Raw genomic sequence first — 20,723 nt, 5'->3', positions numbered from 1 at the left:
CCCGGGTATTGCTATTGCAGTATAGGTGTTTTTTTAATCGACGATAATTTCATCGATATTTAAAATTTTTTGTTGGACGCCATAGACAATTAGTCCGACCACATTTTTGACACCTGTTTTTAAAAACAAACTGTTTTTATGGCCTTCGACTGTTTTGGGCGAAATAAATAAAATATCTGCAATTTCTTTAGCTGTTTTTTGTTGTGCGATCAATCGCATTACTTCGATTTCTCGATCGCTTAAAGCCAATTTTAAATCGGGGGTAAAAAGGTGGTTTTTGGAAGTCATTTGTTCCCTTAATAGCGCAAATTGCTCGGGTTTCATATAAAAACCTTTACTATTGACTTCGCTGATAATTTCTATTAAGTCAGTGGGTTTGGTGTTTTTGGGAATAAAGGCGGCAAAACCGGATTTAACCATAAAACCGATTAATCCGTCGTTATAATGCGAAGACATCAAAATTATGGGTGTTGGAATACCCAATAAACGTATTCTTCTTAATAGTTCCACACCATCAATGTCCCCAATACGAAAATCTATAAGGAGCACATCGGGTAAAACCGTAAGATGCTCAAGGTTTTCTAAAAAGTCAAGACCGGAATTATAGGTGTTTAAAACCTCCATGTTTTCATTGCGCTCCAAAAAACCGGATAATAAATCGGTAATTAATACTTCATCGTCAACCAAGATTACTTTTGTTTTCATACGGGGTCTCTTTTTAGTAAAAACAAGAAAACAGTGCCGCTGGATTTCTCTTGTTTGTATTTGAAATTGGCATTTAATATATCGGATCGCACTTGGATGTTTTTAAGTCCTAAGCCTGGTGACCGTTTATCATAATCAAATCCCTTTCCATTGTCTATCATAGAAAAGATAAAAAACTTATTGGATAATCGTAAATTAAAATGGATCATACTGGCTTGAGCATGTTTATAGATATTGCTCATAAGTTCTTGAACTATGCGCATCAGATGCATTTTTTGATCGGTATTTAAGCTAAAATCTTCCTGTTTAGAAATGTAAAAATGAATGTTATAGAAAGCATTCCATTGGTTTAGTAAGTCTTTAAGGAGATGCTCTATGTTTTCATATTCCAATAAGGGAGGATTTAAATCATGAGAAATACGTCGGGTTAATAGTATGGTTTCTTGAATATTATCTACCATAACCTCTTCGCTTAAACCCGATTGAGATTTTAGATATAATATATTTAGAGAGTTTATCACCGAATCATGTAAATCACTACCTATTCTTTTTCGCTCTTTTTCTTGTGTTTCTACAGAAGTTAATTCAAGCTTTTTGATGTGTTTTAACCTTAAGTCTTTTATTATAATTTTGTTTTTCAGATGTTTTTTATAGTTTGCCTTTAGTAAAAAAACAAAGGCAATACTCAATAGTAGAACTAATATTAAACCAATTATAAACCATATTACTACGGTGTCTTCATCTTGCCAAGGGTGCATAATATTCTAGTATTTACAAAATAAAAAATTAAAGTAACAATTATATTTATAAGCCAAAACCAAAATTTCATTTGAGAACCCCAATTGATTAATAAGTTAATCGGTAGGTAATAAAAACAATTGAAAGAGGCATATACCAGTACACTTGCATTTAATAAAAAGAAAGGAGAACTAAATCGCTTCCAATTATTTTTTAGAAGTAAATAACAATAAAATAGGGCTAATATATTTAACGACAAGGTCGAAAGAAACCGAGTATAGGATTGTAAATTTTCAACATTATTAAAGTCAACAGTCATCAGCTCGTAAATCAAACAAATAAGCGTAGGTATGGGAATTAAAAAGCAAATCTTTCGTCCAGTTAAGGAAAAATATATCCAGGAAAACCACCCCAATTCTAAAACGCCAAATACCGGTATAAGTATTAAATTATTTCCGTAAAATTCTCCCATAAACCAACCTAAAATAGCAAAGACTAAACAAGTGCTTAGGTAGCCTAAGATCGTATATTTATAGATGCTATATGGTGCAAAATAAAAGGAATAAAAAAGTAAAGCAAATAAAGAAATGGGGATTAAAAAAGACAAATAATTGACAAATTCATAAATCTCCATAAACGACTATTCTTGTGGCTTTCCTAATTTTTTGACATATAACAATAAGGCAAAAGAACTTTCCTGATCATATTTAAACGGCGGTACCGGTCTGCAAGTATCTAAAAAATCTTGTCTACCATCCAAATTACTTAACACCAAATCGACTTGTAATTCATTGGAATTTACGTTTTCTTTTAGAGCAAAATTCACTTTTAATGGCATATTGGATTGAAAGTTGTTATTTGGTATAAAAAAGGCATTATAGAAAATGCTGCTTTCGATAACTTTATTTCTGATTTCTGGGTTTCTCCAGTTCGCAATCCGTTTTAGTCCATCTTCCGTTTCTATAGGATCGTCAAGTTGGGGTATTTCTTTACATGCCAAACAACTATAGATTTCTTTTGGTATCTGTTGCTCGTCAAAAAAGGATTCTAAACAATCGACGGAACTCGGAATAAAGTGAATAAAAAGCTGGTTTTTATAAAACCCTAAATAAGCATGTACATCGTCTTTGCTAATTTGTCCTCGTAAAAAATAGAAAGTATCTAAATCTTGATTTAATATTTTTATTAAACTAGATCTGTTTTCAGAAAATTTAGACCAATCCATAATACTTTGATAGACCCAATGTGTATTTTTAATTTGCATAAAACATCTAATTTTTTAAAGAATTGATTCGTCAAGAAAAGAATCAAAAAATAGTGAATAATCGGTTTTTGTTCGAACACAAATTAAGGAAAAAATTATAATAAAATCTAGTGAATTAAGGTTTATTATGTATTTTATTATTATAGAAAACCGTTAAATGATAAAGTATTTTTAGTTTAATTGGAATTGGATATTAAAAAAGTCATTTTGAGCTAAAAAAGGGATGTTTTTTATATTGCTGTGAAGCTATAGAAAAGCATACATCAAAATAACTTAAAGATTAACTAAACAAAAGAGGGCATAAGTATTGCGGTCAATGCATAGCGTATACTTATGAATTATAAAGAGAAAAAAAACTGTTTTTAACTGGATTTTCTTAGAAAATTTTGTTTGCTATAAAACAAGATATTGTGGTAAATATGTGCTTGAATCGCGCTGGGGTCAAGGGTGGTTAGAAGTAGTTTGTCATAAAGCTTTTTATAGGCTGCTGTTGGTCTAAAGCGTTCCCATTGGTAATCCTTAAATGCTTTGTATTGTTTGTAATTAAAGAGGTTGGTATTGATAACAACACCGCGCTTGGTTTCAAATACAAAATAAGTATTATAAACAGGGTTTAAAGTGTCTTTGGTATCAGGATAATTGGGGTTTCCTATTCCAACATCAAACAAACCGTCTATCCAATGTAATTTTAAAGGCGCAGCATTTTCTGTAATAATGTTCTTAGTATTGCTTATCAGATGTTGGTAATTGCCTTCTAGGGGAGTTTTTAAATCGCGTAAATACATTTGATTATTAACAATTTCATATTCTGCTATATACCCACGAGAAATAATGGTCGAATCCTTATTAACCACGGGTCTTTTCTGAGGATAGTAGTTAAAATAGGTCTCCATATGATGGTATCTATAATCCGATATCATACCGTCAATACGTATTTTGTCGGGATGATAGGTTTGGGCAACCAAAGATGTTGTACAACAAAAAATAAAAAAGTAGAAGTATTTCATGGGTCAACGATTATAAATCGCACAAATATAACAGTTACCTTGGGTTTTACACAACTTATCCACAAGGGAAATTGTTATATAAACCTTGTTTTCCAATGCACAGTACAGTCAATCTCTCATAGATATAGTGTTTTGTGTTGTAACCCATTTTATAAATTGTGATCAGTCCGTTGTGCACAGGAAATGGAGATTTCGTAATTAGAGGGAAACTGCTTTAAGTGGTTAATTGTATAAAGAGACTAAATACAAAGTAATAAAAAGCATAAATCCATTGAACAACAGTATGTTTTGAAATTGATTTTTGGAAATATTTTTCTTTCTAATCAGAACTACTATACTGATAATACTGGAAATAACTATAATTTGGATAAACAGTAAACAGACGCCATTTATACCCGAAATTAACTTGCTACTATAATCGTGTTTGTCGGTTTCAGCTGAGCTAATGTTTTTAAACAAAAGCGTTTGCTTTAATCGAATGTTGGTAGTGCTGATCCACTTTTTATCTGCTTCTATCGTAAATTCATGACCTTTTTCCGTGTAATAATGGTAACCAATCGACATTTCGCTCGAGCCAAACTTTGTGTGGCGCTTGAGGGTAAGTTTTCTGTAACCTATTAATTGATCGGCAATTTCTTTTTGCGGTAGCACCCAACGATCAATTAAAAACAAACTGGCTACAGCGACAATAGCAATTAAAATATAGAGGGTGGGTTTTCTGTATTTTTCCAACATACTATCGAGTAATTCTTTTTAAATTAAAAACGGTAAATCCGGTTTTTGAACACCACACTAAATAGCTGAAGCTTCGAGATTAATGATCGGCTTATGGTATCTCTTTTTTAAAGCAGGGTTTAGTGTTAAATAGCGAAAGTAATAAAAATAAAGAATCGTCTGACGAATTCAATTTGGTAAATTTCTAACAGTGGTACTGTTTTTATCGCTTTTAAAACATAAGACTATCCTGAGAATAAATAAAAAATTGCCGATAATTGTACGATTTTGTTTTGTTGTGAAAATGTATTATATTTAAGTAATGATGTTGTGTGCTGATGTTATTTGTTTTTTAATTGGTATTTGTTAACAAAAATTTATGTTTGTGTTTGTTTTATAATTAAATTAGCATTCAGTTTAAATCTTAAAAATACTAGAATCATGATTCGAAAAATACAAAACTCAGTTTTTTTGGTATTACTCCTAATATTTGGTATGGGGTGCAGTCAAGACGACACAGGAGAAATTGGAACAGAACCGATACCGGTACTGCAAAAAAAGCAATTTATCGTGGACAAAATATACGATTATAACGACGAATTGTTGGCAGAATATTTCTACAACAGCAATAACCAATTGATTAAGAGGACGGTTTATAGCCCTGTAGCTTATCCGGGTATTAAAGTGGCCGATAACGAGCTGACTTATACGGACGGAAAAATTACTAATATTAGTTTTGTGGATTATACCCATCCAGAATTCAATCACGATATCAAAGTATTTTATGACAGCGAAGGGAAAATCAGTGCAGACGAAACCATACAATTTGGAAGAAAAATAAGTCGTAGAGACTATTTGTATTTTCCGAATGGACAGCTTAGAAGTTTTGTTTCAGAAGGTCAGATGGAAAACTTCTTTTTTAATTATAAAAATACACAGAATGCTTTAGAGGTTAGAGTACTGCACTTAGACGACGACTCTGTAGTAATTAATGCGATGGACAAATATATTGAGAATTTTAGGAATTTTGTGTACGACGACAAGTCCAAACCCGATTTTGGCATTGGAAATATATTTCAGTTCGAACCCATGCCGCTATATGGAGAGGAAGCACAGCTAGAGAAAAACATCTCAAAAAACAACCTGATAGAATTTGTTAACGGTACCCAATGGAAGCACACTTATAATGAACAGAATTTACCTGAAACCATTGACGTAAAATGGAAAGATGTGGAGTTCAGTACTCCTATGGTCTTTAAAATTAAATACAAAGAGGTAATAAAGTAAGCATGGCTTTCATGTTTATTGAATTAAGGGTTTAGTGTAAATAGTTGTATAACATAAGGAATTAAAAACGGTTTGATTTAAGATTAAACCGTTAATAACCAATTGAAATCAAGCAAGACATCCGTTTTTAATCATAAAAAAAATCATCGTGCAAGAGCAGTAAGTTTTTTGGTTTGTATTTGCAAACTACAATTCAGTCGATATAGCCATTTTTTAAAGTAGTATTGTAAGGAAATTTAAAAAAGTATATCTTTAAATGATGAAACGATATGCAATCCTTTTTAAGCTGTTTTTTTTGACCTTGCCCTTAGTGGCACAATCCCACAAGTTAGCATTTAAAACTCCCCAAGGTGTTTTTAAAGTGGTGTTATATGATTTTACACCACGCCACCAACAATTGATATTGGAATCGGTTAAAAACTCGGTATATCACGACGCTTTGTTTAATAGAATTATAAAAAATTTTGTAGTTCAAGGCGGTGAGCATGACGACGATATTGCCCTTCGTGAAAGTGATCTTCCCGTAGAGCAACGTGTTAGATTAGCTCCGGAAATAGATAAACGGGCTTTTCATAAAATAGGCGCTTTAGGTGCTGGAAGAGATGATAATCCACAAAAAGCATCTTTTCTAAATCAGATTTACTTCGTAGTGGGAAAACCGGTTTCTGAAGCGGAATTAGCGCAACTGGAAATTAAAAAGAGCGTGAAATTCACTGCAGAACAACGGAAACATTATAGGGAACAGGGAGGTTTGCCGCGTTTGGATGGCGATTATACCATTTTCGGTGAAGTCTATGAGGGATTCGAGGTTTTAATGGAAATTAGCCAATTGCAAACCAATGCAAAAGACGCTCCAATCGATAAAATACCTTTTCAAATTACCGAAATTACAGATTAAGTGCTGGGTGAAAATCACCCTAGATTTTCCCATATACGGTTTTTTCTGATATTTTTGGTCAGCCAGGATATGTGCCAACCAAGCTGTGCAATCCTGGTGGATAATGGTTGTACCAATACCCAAAATCTTTTGGTCTATACATACTTTTATCCGATCTGAATTGCCACAGAAGTCAGGCAAGTACAATCTTAATAGAGCTTTTAACTTAAAATATCATCTCGTTAATTAGACTAGGGTGAATTGATAAATTTACTTGTTTTGCTAAAAACTGATAGTATATTTATTTGCTAACATTTATTTAAGAAGGATTATGTTTATAATTGTACCGTATGCTTTACTGTTAAAAGCATAAAATTTAACAAATATAAATGAAGTAATGAGGGAAATTAAAATCATAATTTTATTGTTTTTTATGTTTTTAGCATTTGCTAAAGCTCAGGAAAATCCAGGTAATTTTAACTTTGAAACGTTTGAAGAAGGTAACCCTACCACCTGGAGCATGATGGGAACTGATGATTATACAGTGAGTAAAGATAGCAAGGTCTTTAAAGAAGGTAAGTCGTCAATACTAATTGAATCTAAAACAGATTTAGATTCGACCTCTTTTAAAGCTGTGGTTCAATCGCTGCCTAATTACGATGGAAAATCCATCACCTTATCGGGATATATTAAAACCCAAGGAGCGGCAGCTGATGGTGGGGAGTTGTTTATTCGAATAGATCCGAACATCAACTATATAGGGATGAAAGGAACAGAGGTTACCGGAGATACAGACTGGAAATACTATGCGATTACGTTGCCTTTAGATCCCGAAAATACAGAGAGTATCGTCTTAGGTGGTTTATTTTCAGGAGGGGGAAAGCTGTGGTTTGACGATTTTAAAGTGACTATAGACGGTAAAGATATCAGTGAAGCCAAGGTTTATAAAAAAAGCTATAAGGCACAATTGGATACTGCATACGACCAAGAATCAGCTATAGTTTTTCCCGAACTCAGTAAACAAAAACAACTAGATTTAACTTTATTGGGCAAAATATGGGGTTTTTTAAAGTACCACCATCCCGAAATAGCTCAGGGAAACTACAATTGGGATTACGAACTATTCCGTTTTTTACCTGCCTATTTAAAAAGTCGTTCGATTGTGGAACGAGATGCCTTATTGTTGCAATGGATCGATAAGTACGGTGAAATTTCTTTGTGCGAATCTTGTGAAACCACTAGGGATGAAGCTGTTTTAAAACCGAATTTGTCAGCTGTAAAAGAATTGATTGGTTCTGTTGATTTAAAGCAAAAACTAGATTTTATATATGCCAATCGTTCTCAAGGACCACATTATTACGTAAAAAGCGTATTGCATGTGGGCAACCCAGAGTTTACCAATGAAAGTTCTTATGAAAACATGACTTTACCCGATGCGGGTTATCGCCTGTTAAGTCTTTTTCGCTATTGGAATATGATTGAATATTACTTTCCTTATAAACATTTGACCGATACGAGTTGGACAGAGGTGTTGTCGAAGCACCTTGTCAAATTTATTGAAGCAAACAATCGACTGGCTTATGAAACCGCGGCTTTACAATTGATTGCAGAAGTCAATGACACTCATGCCAATTTATGGGGTGGCGCAGAGGAAATTGACAATTACCGAGGTAAAAAATTTGCGCCAATTCGCGTTGGATTTATCGAAAACGAATTGGTTGTAACCGATATTTATAACCCGGAATTGTTGGCTGATTTAACGATAAAGGTAGGTGATGTAATCACCCATATAGAGGGGAGGCCTGTTGACGTTATAGTCGATAGTCTGAAACCTTATTTCCCCGCTTCAAATACAGCAGCACAATTAAGAGATATCGAGAATAAAGATTTGCTTCGATCTACTAAAGAACGTATGACCATTCAATACAGGGATTCAGAGAATAAAACTCAAACAGTATTACTCCATTTATATGACGAGGCTAACTTAAAAATGTATCATTGGTATAAAACGGACGAAAGTAAACCGAGTTATCACAAGATCAATGAGGATATAGGATATGTTACCCTCAGTACTATTAAAGATGAGGATGTAGTACAAATCAAAACGCTTTTTAAGCATACCAAAGGGATGATTATAGATATTCGGAATTACCCGTCGGCCTTTATGATTTACGCATTAGGGCAGTATTTTGTATCAAAACCCACTCCTTTTGCCACCTTTATTGCCTTTAACCACAACAATCCGGGCGAATTTTTGTTTGGGGAGCCTGCGATTCTAGAGCCCGAAGAGCAAACCTATTCCGGCAAGGTGGTGGTTTTAGTTGATGCAAATACGCAAAGTTCTGCCGAATATACCGCTATGGCATTTAGAGCGGGTAATCGCACAACCATTATCGGTAGTCAAACCGCAGGAGCAGATGGGAATGTAAGCAGGATCACATTACCTGGAAATTTGCGCACATTGATTTCGGGTATAGGAGTTTATTATCCAGACGGTAGAGAAACGCAACGAATCGGTATTGTTCCCGATATCGAAGTGAAGCCGACGATCAAAGGGATTCGCAAACAAAAAGACGAAGTTTTGGAACGGGCAATCCAATTTATAAATGAAAATTAAGTTGGTAAAAAACAAACTTATGTAAGTAATATCCGAATTTAGGAATGTGTTTTTACTTAAATTTTTTAAAAGAGACTAGACAATTATTAAAATGCCTAGTCCCTTTTAATAGGGATTTAACTTGATTAAAAAAAGCTAGTGTTACTGTTTTTGTGTGATTACCGGTTTGACCTTATTTGTCATCTTTTTTTGCTTTAAGAAAAATAAGTTCAGTTGCTAGCGTTTTTTAAAATACAGCTTGGAAATTGAAAGTTTGGAAAATTACCGTCACAGCTCTTTCACTTAATAGAACCATCATAAGTTGATAAACGAGTTAAATATCGCTAGAATGCTGTTTTTTTGGGAGGTAGAAATTTTGCTGTACCCCAAGACTGTTGGCCTATTCCTGTCAATGTCTGAGATACCAAGTTGGCATTGGGTGGGTTAAAATTTATGACGATGGGACATGTATAAAATGCGTAGCAATGAGGTTAGTTACAAACATTATACTGTAGTCGATGTCCAAATAAATCGCAATACAGAAGGGGACATCAGTTTTTATTAGTAGTTTTTTTGAAGTAGTTTTGTTTGACAGGGCAAGGGTTTCTTGAACAGTGACCGGGATGGATGCAGTATAATTAACCATAAACGGTTTTTAAATATGAGAATTTATGAAAGTAGGTTTTTTTCAGTACAACGTAATTTCAAGAGATAGAAAGGCTAATCTAGCGTATATAACTTCCAAGTTAAAAGATCAGAAATTCGATTTAGTAGTTTTACCGGAATTATTTACCAGTGGGTATGCCTTTGATGACAAAGAGGAGTTGTTGCCATTGGTTGAAAATTTAACCGATAGCGAAACCGTAGCAGTACTAACCGAACTAGCTAAGAATTGTGGCGGTTGTATAACGGGAACCATACCCGAGGGGTTCAACGGACGAATTTATAATACAGCCATACTCGTAGATTCTACGGGATTAATTGGGTATCAACGGAAAATTCACTTACCGGATTACGAAAAGCGCCTGTATGCATCTGGGGATGCTATTGAAGTGTTTCAATATCGGGAAACTACTATTGGTATGATGGTGTGTTTTGATTGTTGGTTTCCACCGATAAGCACCAAATTAAAACTACAAGGTGCTCAAATTGTCTGTCATTCCGCTTGTTTTGGCGGAGAGGTGACGCCTCGTATTTTACCGATCCGAGCTTTGGAAAATCAATACTTTATCATCAGTTGTAATAGAGTGGGGGCCGAATTGTTCGAGGGTGTACTCGAATCTTACCGCGGAGAAAGTCAAATCGTAGATACGGATGGCAATACGCTGTATAAGGCGGGAAATCAAGAAGAATTGTTTTTTGTAGACATTGATTTGGCTACGGTCAATAAACCGAAGTTCGGTAGTCTAATTACAGCTGATTTTTTGACCGAGCATCAAAAATACACTATAGAGCTTACACCAAAGCCTCTATAATTATTTGACAACGAGACCTTAGTATACAATTAATTATACTAGTGTTTATAATAGCAGTTATCCGCTGAACCGGCAGTTTGCATCCAACAATAATACAATTGATAGTCTGAGCTTTTGTTGACCGGGATTCTAAGGCATGACAATCGCTGTGATAGACTGCTATTGTTTACGAGAAACTCTTTGTTGGTAAGTCGGACATAAGCCGTCGGTGAGCAATTGGAAATCGAGCGCGAACTGCGTTTGAACGATGAAAGTCACCGATCCCAAACCTTTAAACAACATCGGGCTATGACTACTACCGTATTTTGAAGCGCGGTTCATTACCTTCTTTGCTTTTTTTTTAAATTTATAAAGTGGTAAAAATAGAAAAAAACAGAAGCCCCTGTAGGATAATTTACTCGGTAAATGACTGACTTATAAATTAAAAAGATTAGTAGGTCTTCAAAAAATGTTTTAAATTTAGGCGCTTATTTATTTTAAGGAGTGGTAAGCCTTCGAAAGGATCGATCTGGTGAACTGTTGCTGTTTTTGTTACGCAGTTTAAGAAGCATTTGCTTAAAAAGAAATTCTAAGGAGTATAGCAAAAAGACTTCCCTTCTTTTACTGCTATTTTAGTTTCATCGTAAAACCGTGAGTTAGAGGGTTTTTTTAGTTAACGAATCCACTGGGTTTGATAAATCCCGAAACGATACTGTCTGTCATACGGTTTAAAAAAAATTCAGATTAAATGTATAGAATTATTTGCCTTTGGTTGCTGTTTTCAACGGCTGTATTTGCACAGGAGAATTCGGTTTTCGAGGCTATCGGAATCTCAGAGCAAGCTTACTGTTTCGCCAAGCTTACAAAAGATCATAAAACCTATTTATATCATACGACAAGCGGTGTCATGGTCGATGCTATTGAAGATTACAATGCCGATATGATTGTCGTGATAAAAGACGGCTATTTCGGTATTATCACTACGCAAGGCCGTTTATTCGGAGCTATTGATTATGATGATGTTGAACTGCAAACGGATTATCGAGGACAGTGGTATCCCGCTATCCCATACAATTACAAATTTGCAATAACCAAACGCGCTGGAAAATATGGGATTGTAAATGGTGATGGAAAAGTTATCAGTGAACCCCAGTATGATGCAGTAAAAATAATCAGTAGTAAATTAATTGCAATAGAAGAAAATGGAAAATGGGGTTGGATATCGGCTGCAGATGGAGCGGTATTGCAAAAGCCGGTCTATGATGAGGTTGGAAAAAATTACGGCGATGAAAATGCCGTTTCGATTTATCGTCAGGGTAAAGCGGGTTTGGCCTTGATGAACGGTACAGTATTGATAGAACCTCAATACCGTTTTATAGGTTATATCAGCATACAGTCAACGAACTACCATAAAATACAACAAGATCAAAAATTTGGCTTGAGCGATACTAGTGGGCGTCCGGTTTTAGCCGTGGAATATGAAGCCTTAAATGCAGTTGGTGATGCCGCTTTGGTCAGTTTTAAGAAAGGTAATCTATGGGGATTGATTGATTTGCAGGGAAAAGAGGTCGTGCCAGCTGTATACACGAATATTTCGGACTTTACCAAAGGCTTGAGTATAGTGGAAAAGGATCATAAAAAAGGAGTGATAAATACAGCAGGTAAATTTGTGTTGGAGCTGAGGTATCAGGATATTGAATTTAGAAACTCCAAAGGGGAAAACTGGTATCAGGATGTCGTGGTCGCTGACGACTTTTATGGAGAACCGACCGAAGCCAGTCGGAAAAGACGCCAAGAAGAACTGGAGTTAACGAAATTACCCTATTATTTGTGGGTCAAACAAAACGAAAAAGTTGGACTGTTCCATTGGAATGGAACTCCTTTGATAGCTGCTGATCGCTTTACGACTATTGAATTTAAATACCAGAAGCAGCTGTTGTATTTTAGAACATTTATCAAGGATACTTATGGCATTTTTGATAAGAGTGGTACAGAACTGCTACCACCAAAGTATCGTTATAATTCCGATAGGTATTACAGCAGTTTAAAATACAGTTATAGTGAGCGCAATAGCGATCCCAACCTTATTCCAATATTTGATGAAAACCAACTGGGTTTGTATAATATGTCACAAAAACGTTTTATAATCCCATTGGGTGAACTCGATATTACCTGGTTGAATTCTCAGTACTTTATAGTACGAAAACCAATTGCGGACAGTTACACCAAGAAGTCGGCACTGTATAATCGTTCGGGGCAACAGCTACTGCCCTTTGACGAAGAAGTTGTGATAGAGAAAATATTCAACGACAAATTTGTCATGGTTCTACAAAACAATCAATACAAATTACTCGATTTAAAGGGTAATACAGTATATGAAAATCCGTTGTGGGACCGAGGTAACTTTTACAATCGGTACAGTACTCCAACAAATGATCAAACCGAAATCGGGGTTTTTCAAAGCGATTTATTAAAAATATATGGGGTAGCGGATAACCTGTTTATCTATCAAAATGGCGATCAAAGACAATTCACCGATTTTGTGTTTGTCAGCCCATTTTATCGGGGTTATGCCTGGGTTGTACAAGAAAAAGCAGCTGTGCCTAAGTATGGAATTATCAATTCTAAAGGGGAACTTGTTGTAGCGCCACAATACGAACAACTCGATGAAATTAGTGACTCACCCGACTTGATTCTGGTTCGTAAGGATCAGAAATATGGAATTATAGAGCGCGGTGGTAAATTGATACTCGATGCGATATATGATTATATAGATATAAATTCGTCTTATTCACTGGGTGAAATATCGCTAAATGGCAAGTACGGATTGGTAGATCGAAAGGCAAACATAGTGGTAGCGCCTATTTATGATGAATTGAGGAGAAATTATAATGGAACAGATCGTACTTGGCCACTGCTGGTCAAAAAGGATGGTTGGTATTATTTTTTAAATGAAAATGGTCAACAAGCTTTGCCAAGGGCCCAATCAAAAATCAATTAAGCAAATGATTAGAATATATTTATTGCTCGGTTTTATTCTTTACAGTACAACTCATGCACAAGTCGATGTTTTACCTCCACCGGCGACTCCAATCTCCCTTGCTCCTCCGCAGGCTGACTATTATGGTGTAGATAATGGTATTGCTGCTTTTATTAGTGGTTTTGCTAAGGTGATTCAAAATCGTAATACTTATTATATCGATGCAAACGGTACGGCAGTTTTTGATTATATCAAAGATAATGGTCGGGCTAGCTTGGGTAATAAATACAGTATTGAAGAATATCAGAAGCAGTTGTTGCAAAGCGATCGATTGCCTTGGGCGGTTTTGGATATTGTGAAACAGGGAAAATACGGTGTGCTGTCTCCGGCAGGCGACCTGATCTTGCCACCGATATACGATGAAATTGACCGGGTTGGAACAGCGTATTGGATGCTGTCATTAGACGGTAAAAAGACTTATTATTTACCTCATAAAAAGTTATTGCCTTTCTTTGATGATATCGGCTATTTGGACGGACGATATTTTGATGTACAGCAACAGGGGAAATGGGGGATATACGATGCTAAAGAAGGAAAAATGGTGATACAAGCCCATTATGATGCTTTCGATTATTGCGGCGGTTGTTCTAAGACAGCCAACTATGTTTATGCTTCTAAAAATGCCAAATGGGGAATCATCGATTGGCAGGAAAAAGTTTTAGTCCCTTTTCAATACGATCATCAGCATCGCAATATGCGCAGTGATAATTGGGTGCAGTCGTTTGCTAAAAACGGGCAAGCGGTCGTTATCAATATTGTTGCAAATAAGGAATTGGAGTGGAATGATGCCTCAGGTTTTATCATCAATAACCTATTGGTGTATAAAAAAGACGGTAAATATGGGATATACAATAAAGAAGGAGAACTGCAACTGCCGTTTATTTACGACAAAATAGAAAATCCGAACGACGAACCCTATGCTACTGGCAACGCTGATTATTTTGTGGTGAAACAAGGAAACTTGAGCGGAGTGATTGATGCAGGTGGTCAAGTAATTATCCCACTGAGCTATGATGCGGTAAGGATTTGTCTCAATCACTTTATAGCGACCAAAGCCAACATCAGCTATTTGTTGGACAAGAATAACAATATGTTGTTGACAGTCCCCAATGCAACAATCACGGCCGTTCATGAGGGGGAATGCAGCAATACAGACGCCTTACCGATTTTTAAGGTCAAACAACGGGCCTATTGGGGTATTTATTTTGCAACGACCCATCAGTACTATGAGCCTCAGTTTTACGATGTGACGATGGATTATCAGCCCAGCGGTGACTCGCCTTATTGGATAGTAGCAGATAGTCAGGGTGTAAAAACGGTTTTTGATGCAGCTGGAACGCTCGTCTTACCAGCGCTCTACAACGGCTATACCGTTAAAAAGGAATTTCCAGAACATTTGATTCAGGTCAAGCAACAGCAAGCGATTGGTATCTATGATACCAAGTTAAAACGCGAATTTATTCCGACCAAATATGCGGATTACTTTGATGTGATTGGAACGCGTAAAAAGGCAATTATATGCAGATCTGGCGATTATACTTCCACAAAAATAGAATTGAGAGATTGGAACGGTCAACGGATTACCAACCACCTTTTTACCGACATCATATCTTTAGACAGTATTTCCTATTTACTGACTGATGTAGAGCAATCGCGTTATGCCCTATATAAAACAGATTCGGGTTCTTTAACCCATTTGCCTTATAAGCAGATTGAGTTGATTGGATCGAATAAAGTAGTCGCTGTGCGTAAAGACAAAGCCGTTTGGTCCTTGTATCATACAAGCCGTTTAAAAGAACTGCCGGGTTCCTATTTGCTGCAATCCACAACAGAAGATTTACCCGCCAGTACAGAAGACCTACCGCTGCTGCATTACTTTAGAAATGGTATGGGGCTAATCAGTCTGCACAATAAAAATGGTTTTATCGATGAAGATGGAAAACAAGCTTTCAAGCCGATGTACGATTTTATAAAGGAGTATAACAGTGCTGGAATCGCTTTTGTGGGGAATTATAAAGAAAACGAGCGAACTATTAAAGGGGGCTATATAGATAAAAAAGGAAAATTCTTACTACCGTTACGAGATTTCAACTACGATGAAATCGACCACAACAATATGCTGGCATCGATGATGATCGTTTCTAAGGAGGATCCAAAGAAGCTGTCAACGAAAAAAGGCCTTATCAACAGCAAGGGAAAAGTATTAATTGATGCGCTATACGATGATATCTTTGCAATCAAAGACAACAAATATATAGTGGTGCTTTCGGGTAAAAAATACGGTCTTTTAGATGATCAAGGGAATTGGTTGATCAAACCGGAATACGACGATTTAGGGGTTATGTCCTATCATTTTGATACTTATTATTTTCCAAATCAATTGTTTCCCATGCCGGTAAAAAAAGACGGTAAATGGTTTTACTTAACGGCTAACGGTGATTTTTTAAAGATTAATGCCGAAAACCTGATTTACTAAAAGTAGATTTACAGCTAGCACGGTCACCAATCATAGTTTTTTAATAGTAACGGGTCTTGGACAAATGGTTTAAGAGTTGGCTACCGATACCACATTGCAAGAGGCGTTTGTTGCTGCCGAAAAATATGGCGTCAAATTAATCGTTTGCGAATTTGCTATGAAAGTCTACGGGGTCAGTATGGATTCGATCAATCCGTATATCAAAGGAACGCCCAATGCACATAAATATCTGTTTCAGTTGCAAGAACGTGGCTACAATACCTTATCGATCTAACGGGAATTAAAAGATTAAAAAAGGCCTTTTGAGTTTTTCAAAGGGCTTTTTTGATTAGAAGGCTTGTTAAAATACAATTTACGAGTATAAGGCAATTTGCAAACGGTAATGGCATAGTCGGCTTTATGGAGTTGATAGCGAGCAATATTTATAACTTTTATAAGTGATGTTAGTCTATACAGTCCATATCAAAAAAAATAATATATTTGATTTAACAATTTATTCCTACCTAAATGCGGTTGAGGAATCAATCGCGTTATAGGGTAATAGTACGAAATGTGCTAAATAAGCTAGTCGCGATCAACAAACGAATGGAAAAATGGCTAATCAAATAATTAGTTATCAAAACGACTTGTACATATTGGACTATATCGACAGTTAAGCAACTAAAAAACAATTATATGGAAATCAAACACAGTGAAACAACGAATAAAGGTGAATTTTATATCGAAGAAAACGGTGAGAAATTAGCCGAAATGACCTATTCCAAAGCGGGTGACGCCATGATTATTATTGATCATACGCAGGTTTCTGACAAATTGAGAGGAACAGGTGCAGGAAAGAAATTAGTGCTCAAAGCGGTGGAATACAGTAGAGCCCATAACATAAAAATTTTGCCACTATGTCCCTTTGCAAAATCGGTGTTTGATAAGGATCCGGACTTATCGGATGTTCTTTAAAATAACTGAATTTAGTGAGATAGGCAGGCAGTTTAAAGCTGATTATCTTTTATAGAAATTGCACTAAAAATCAAAAAACAAAATAACTATGAAATCAAAAATATTTTGCCTGGCTGTACTGAGCTTTGTCATTAATGTTAATGGCTATGGGCAGTCGAAACAGCCCACTAAAGTGCTGATTCAGAATGTTCAAATTTTTAATGGTTTGGACAACAAAGTTACTCAGGGCAATGTATTGATTGAAGGCAATTTAATTGCTAAAATATCGACTACATCCATACCTGCTGCAAACGATCAAACAATCAAAGTCATCGATGGTAAAGGCAAGTTTTTGATGCCGGGATTAATCGATGCCCACGTACACTTAATGTTTGAGTCTGTACCCAAATTACAAGCGATGACTGCAGATTTTGCGATGTTGAATTTTATTGCCGCAAAAGCATCTGAAAAGCAATTGTTACGTGGATTTACCACGGTACGGGATTTAGGAGGAGGCTCCTTGAGCTTGGCAAAAGCCATTGATATGGGATTGGCTGTAGGGCCACGAGTATATTCAAGCGGTGCTTTTATTTCACAAACGGGAGGTCACGGTGATTTTGGTTTACCGACTGATGTTCCCAGAAAAATAGGGGAGTTGTCGTATGCAGAACGCAGTGGTATTGTTGCTGTTGCCGACGGACAAGATGCGGTATTGATGCGAACTAGAGAACAATTAAGACAAGGTGCTACTCAGATTAAACTGATGGCTGGAGGAGGTGTAGCATCAGACTACGACCCTTTAGACGTTACCCAATATACCGATGCCGAGTTTAAAGCAGCTGTAGTGGCAGCGCAAAATTGGGGAACCTATGTCACGGTACACGCTTATACGCCTAATGCGATAAAAACAGCGATTAACGCCGGTGTAACCTGTATTGATCACGGACAGTTGGCCGATGAGGAAACCGCTAAATTAATGGCTCAAAAGGGTATTTGGTGGAGTTTACAACCGTTTCTGGACGATGAAGATGCCAATCCACTACCGGCGGGATCTCCGAACCGTTTAAAACAAATTGAAATGAGTAAAGGTACCGATGATGCCTATGCTTTGGCAAAAAAATATAAAATTAAAACAGCCTGGGGAACCGATGTTTTATTCGATAGCGAATCCGCTAAAAAACAAGGAAAAAAACTGGCTAAATTAAGTCGATGGTATACACCTTTTGAGATTTTAAAAATGGCTACTTCTACCAATGCAGAGTTGTTGGGGATGAGCGGTAAACGAAACCCATATCAAAAGGGAAAACTCGGTGAAATCACTGAGGGAGCTTATGCCGATTTAATACTTGTTGATGGCAATCCGTTGGAAAACATCGACTTGGTTAGCGATCCGGAAAATAATTTTCTACTGATTATGAAAGACGGTGTGGTTTATAAAAATACCTTGACGAAATAAATAATCGCTTGGTTGCAATAACTCTTTTAATGAAAAACCCGGATGCTGTTCGGGTTTTTTTATGTTCAAAATTTGCACAGAATTATTTTTCAGTGAGGTATTTCCAATACCGCTTCGGCACGTGTTGTAAGTGCAATTTCATATTGCGGCGCGCTTCGATATTGGTGCTTTTAAAATACGATTTCCATAGGCTCTGATATAAAACCTCTTTAGGATCTAGGGCCAATGAAACTTCGGACGGATTCAAATCGAGTTGTTCGGATTTGCTCAGTATCACCTCTTCAATAGTTGTTTTATCGTATAGGGCGCCATAGTCGCGCTTTACATCATAAATCAACCAAGTCTGATCGGCGTATCTGTTTTTAAAAAAAGCCAAGATCAGCGGTAATACGTTAAAGTCGGGTTCGATCACCGCCACATAGAGGTTATCCGCACTTTTTTGAAAGCGGATAAAAGCTTTCATTCGATGCCGTTCTCGACTGATTTTTTTGAGTGTTTGATGAAAATAAAGCACCTTGGGATCTCCGTAATCATTGAGGATGTCACGACCTTTGAATTTTTGAACCAGGAGGTAGTGTATGCATTGCCACGCAAAGGGATCTTCCGACAGATATGCGCGATACACCTCATTGGAAAAAGCAGTACCAAACTTCGTTTTTATCGTTTTACCAATACGTTCAGCCTTGTCGTCGATGGAGTCTATCGTTCTAAAAGGTGTAAAGATATCTTGTTGAAAATGCTGTTGTGCCACGGGTACCGCCTCCCATTCGCGCATTTCAAATGTTTCAAATACACTGCATAGCAGTCCGGAATAACTGCCGTCAAATACATAAATCATATTAAAACAAACTCAATTGATTGGCGGCGGGTAAACTTTGAAACTTACTATTGCCACCTTTTAAAATATGGTGTTTGACTTGATGCATTTGCAAGCTCCCTCGCGAAAATGCCGTATCGGCACAAACCATAAAAAAACGAGCTCTGTTATAAGCAATGCCCATCTTTTTTAATTGAAATTCGCGTAAAACTCCAAATTTTCGTGCCTGAATGATTTTCATGGCCGACTGTCTACCAATGCCGGGAATACGAATAATAGCGGGGTAGTCTGCTGTATTGATATCCACTGGAAAAAATTGCGGATTGCGCAAGGCCCAACTCAATTTTGGGTCGATGTCCAGATCCAAATCAGTAAAGCCCGGATTTAAGATCTCATCCAATTTAAATCCATAAAAGCGCAGTAACCAATCGGTTTGATACAGTCGATTTTCGCGAATCAAAGGCGGACGGGTTCCTATTTGTGATAGGTTTTTGTTGTCGTTGTTAATCGGAATATAACCGCTGTAATACACCCGTTTTAAATTGTAGTTCTTATAGTATTCGTCGGCGACATTCATGATTTCCAAATCGCTTTCGGGCGTAGCTCCAATCACCATTTGGGTACTCTGTCCGGCAGGTACAAATAGCGGTTTGTGTTTGATCACTTTCTGATCGCCCTGAAGTGCTTGAATTTTTTCGTTAACAAATTGTAGAGGTTCGCGTACCGATTGGTGATTCTTTTCCGGTGCGACTAATTTTAAACCCGCTTCCGTAGGCATTTCTAAATTGATACTCATTCGATCGACATACAATCCCGCTTCGAGTATCAACTCCTTACTGGCACCCGGTATGGTTTTTAAATGGATATAGCCGTTGTATTGCTGTTCCAAACGCAGTTTTTTAACGATACGTAACAGGCGTTCCATCGTATAATCGGCATCTTTAAAAATACCCGAACTTAAAAACAATCCTTCAATATAATTTCTGCGATAGAAATTCATAGTCAAATCTACGACCTCCTCTACAGTAAAAGCAGCGCGTTGCACGTCGTTGCTCTTCCGACTGACGCAAAAGGCACAGTCGTAAATACAGTAGTTGGTCAACAAAATTTTTAGCAGCGAAACACAACGGCCGTCTTCGGTATAGGTATGACAAATACCCGAAGCAGACGCATCGCCGATTCCCCCAGTGTTCTTGCGCTTGCTACCGCTAGAACTGCAACTCACATCGTATTTTGCAGCATCTGCTAAAATACGCAACTTCTCTTCAATGCGCTCCATTATGGACTATCAAGATATTATAATACAAATTTAGTGTATTTAAAACACACAGACTGAGAAATAATAGGTAACTATTCGTT

17 protein-coding genes are annotated in these 20,723 nt (G+C 36.6%); 9 read left to right on the top strand and 8 right to left on the bottom strand.

Annotated elements, in window-relative coordinates; translation table 11 throughout:
* Positions 1-33: 33 nt before the first annotated feature.
* From KO524_RS11850 to KO524_RS11830, 5 genes are all read right to left on the bottom strand, one after another.
* Positions 34-705: a response regulator transcription factor gene (locus KO524_RS11850; RefSeq protein WP_219294352.1), complete on the bottom strand. Its 672-nt coding sequence runs from the start codon at positions 703-705 to the stop codon at positions 34-36.
* Positions 702-1,463 (bottom strand): sensor histidine kinase, encoded by a 762-nt coding sequence (locus tag KO524_RS11845; RefSeq protein ID WP_255555249.1) that lies wholly within the window; start codon positions 1,461-1,463, stop codon positions 702-704. The genes KO524_RS11850 and KO524_RS11845 overlap by 4 nt, the downstream gene beginning before the upstream one ends.
* 620 nt (positions 1,464-2,083) lie before the next feature.
* Positions 2,084-2,707 carry a hypothetical protein gene (locus tag KO524_RS11840; RefSeq protein WP_219294350.1) on the bottom strand — a complete coding sequence of 208 codons (624 nt, stop codon included), beginning with the start codon at positions 2,705-2,707 and terminating at the stop codon, positions 2,084-2,086.
* 362 nt (positions 2,708-3,069) lie between these two features.
* Positions 3,070-3,714: a hypothetical protein gene (locus KO524_RS11835; RefSeq protein ID WP_219294348.1), complete on the bottom strand. Its 645-nt coding sequence runs from the start codon at positions 3,712-3,714 to the stop codon at positions 3,070-3,072.
* 222 nt (positions 3,715-3,936) lie between these two features.
* A complete protein-coding gene (locus KO524_RS11830) occupies positions 3,937-4,449 on the bottom strand; it encodes a hypothetical protein (RefSeq protein ID WP_219294346.1) in 513 nt (170 codons plus the stop codon).
* 420 nt (positions 4,450-4,869) lie between these two features.
* Here KO524_RS11830 and KO524_RS11825 point away from each other — a divergent pair, with 420 nt between their 5' ends.
* The 4 genes from KO524_RS11825 to KO524_RS11810 all read left to right on the top strand — a co-directional run bounded on the left by KO524_RS11825 (position 4,870) and on the right by KO524_RS11810 (position 10,663).
* On the top strand, positions 4,870-5,715 hold the full coding sequence (locus KO524_RS11825) for a hypothetical protein (protein WP_219294344.1): 846 nt from the start codon (positions 4,870-4,872) through the stop codon (positions 5,713-5,715).
* Positions 5,716-5,971: 256 nt separating this feature from the next.
* Positions 5,972-6,613, top strand: a complete 642-nt coding sequence (locus KO524_RS11820; protein ID WP_219294342.1) for a peptidylprolyl isomerase — start codon at positions 5,972-5,974, stop codon at positions 6,611-6,613.
* A gap of 376 nt (positions 6,614-6,989) precedes the next feature.
* Complete coding sequence (locus KO524_RS11815; protein WP_219294340.1) at positions 6,990-9,209, top strand: S41 family peptidase; 2,220 nt, start codon at positions 6,990-6,992, stop codon at positions 9,207-9,209.
* Between the two features lie 650 nt (positions 9,210-9,859).
* Positions 9,860-10,663, top strand: coding sequence for a carbon-nitrogen hydrolase family protein (locus KO524_RS11810; protein WP_219294338.1), 804 nt, complete (start codon positions 9,860-9,862; stop codon positions 10,661-10,663).
* A gap of 159 nt (positions 10,664-10,822) precedes the next feature.
* Here the strand turns inward: KO524_RS11810 and KO524_RS11805 are convergent, their stop codons facing one another.
* Positions 10,823-10,984, bottom strand: a complete 162-nt coding sequence (locus tag KO524_RS11805; protein ID WP_219294336.1) for a hypothetical protein — start codon at positions 10,982-10,984, stop codon at positions 10,823-10,825.
* Positions 10,985-11,390: 406 nt separating this feature from the next.
* Here KO524_RS11805 and KO524_RS11800 point away from each other — a divergent pair, with 406 nt between their 5' ends.
* The 5 genes from KO524_RS11800 to KO524_RS11780 all read left to right on the top strand — a co-directional run bounded on the left by KO524_RS11800 (position 11,391) and on the right by KO524_RS11780 (position 18,547).
* Positions 11,391-13,643 carry a WG repeat-containing protein gene (locus tag KO524_RS11800; protein WP_219294334.1) on the top strand — a complete coding sequence of 751 codons (2,253 nt, stop codon included), beginning with the start codon at positions 11,391-11,393 and terminating at the stop codon, positions 13,641-13,643.
* A gap of 4 nt (positions 13,644-13,647) precedes the next feature.
* Complete coding sequence (locus KO524_RS11795; protein WP_219294332.1) at positions 13,648-16,158, top strand: WG repeat-containing protein; 2,511 nt, start codon at positions 13,648-13,650, stop codon at positions 16,156-16,158.
* Between the two features lie 76 nt (positions 16,159-16,234).
* The gene (locus tag KO524_RS11790) at positions 16,235-16,432 is read left to right on the top strand and encodes a DsrE family protein (protein ID WP_255555248.1); all 198 of its coding nucleotides are present in this window, start codon (positions 16,235-16,237) and stop codon (positions 16,430-16,432) included.
* A gap of 401 nt (positions 16,433-16,833) precedes the next feature.
* Positions 16,834-17,112, top strand: coding sequence for a GNAT family N-acetyltransferase (locus tag KO524_RS11785; RefSeq protein ID WP_219294330.1), 279 nt, complete (start codon positions 16,834-16,836; stop codon positions 17,110-17,112).
* 88 nt (positions 17,113-17,200) lie between these two features.
* Entirely contained in the window at positions 17,201-18,547 is a 1,347-nt protein-coding gene (locus KO524_RS11780) for an amidohydrolase family protein (RefSeq protein WP_219294328.1), read from the top strand.
* An 82-nt stretch (positions 18,548-18,629) separates the two neighbouring features.
* Here KO524_RS11780 and KO524_RS11775 read toward each other — a convergent pair whose 3' ends face one another.
* Together KO524_RS11775 and KO524_RS11770 are read right to left on the bottom strand one after the other, a co-directional pair.
* The gene (locus tag KO524_RS11775) at positions 18,630-19,385 is read right to left on the bottom strand and encodes a TIGR03915 family putative DNA repair protein (RefSeq protein ID WP_219294326.1); all 756 of its coding nucleotides are present in this window, start codon (positions 19,383-19,385) and stop codon (positions 18,630-18,632) included.
* Position 19,386: 1 nt separating this feature from the next.
* Complete coding sequence (locus KO524_RS11770) at positions 19,387-20,643, bottom strand: putative DNA modification/repair radical SAM protein (RefSeq protein WP_219294324.1); 1,257 nt, start codon at positions 20,641-20,643, stop codon at positions 19,387-19,389.
* Positions 20,644-20,723 lie beyond the last annotated feature (80 nt).

This window comes from Flavobacterium sp. NKUCC04_CG, assembly GCF_019345525.1.
Taxonomy (GTDB): Bacteria; Bacteroidota; Bacteroidia; order Flavobacteriales; family Flavobacteriaceae; genus Flavobacterium.
This window is presented reverse-complemented; position numbering and strand designations above follow the sequence as displayed.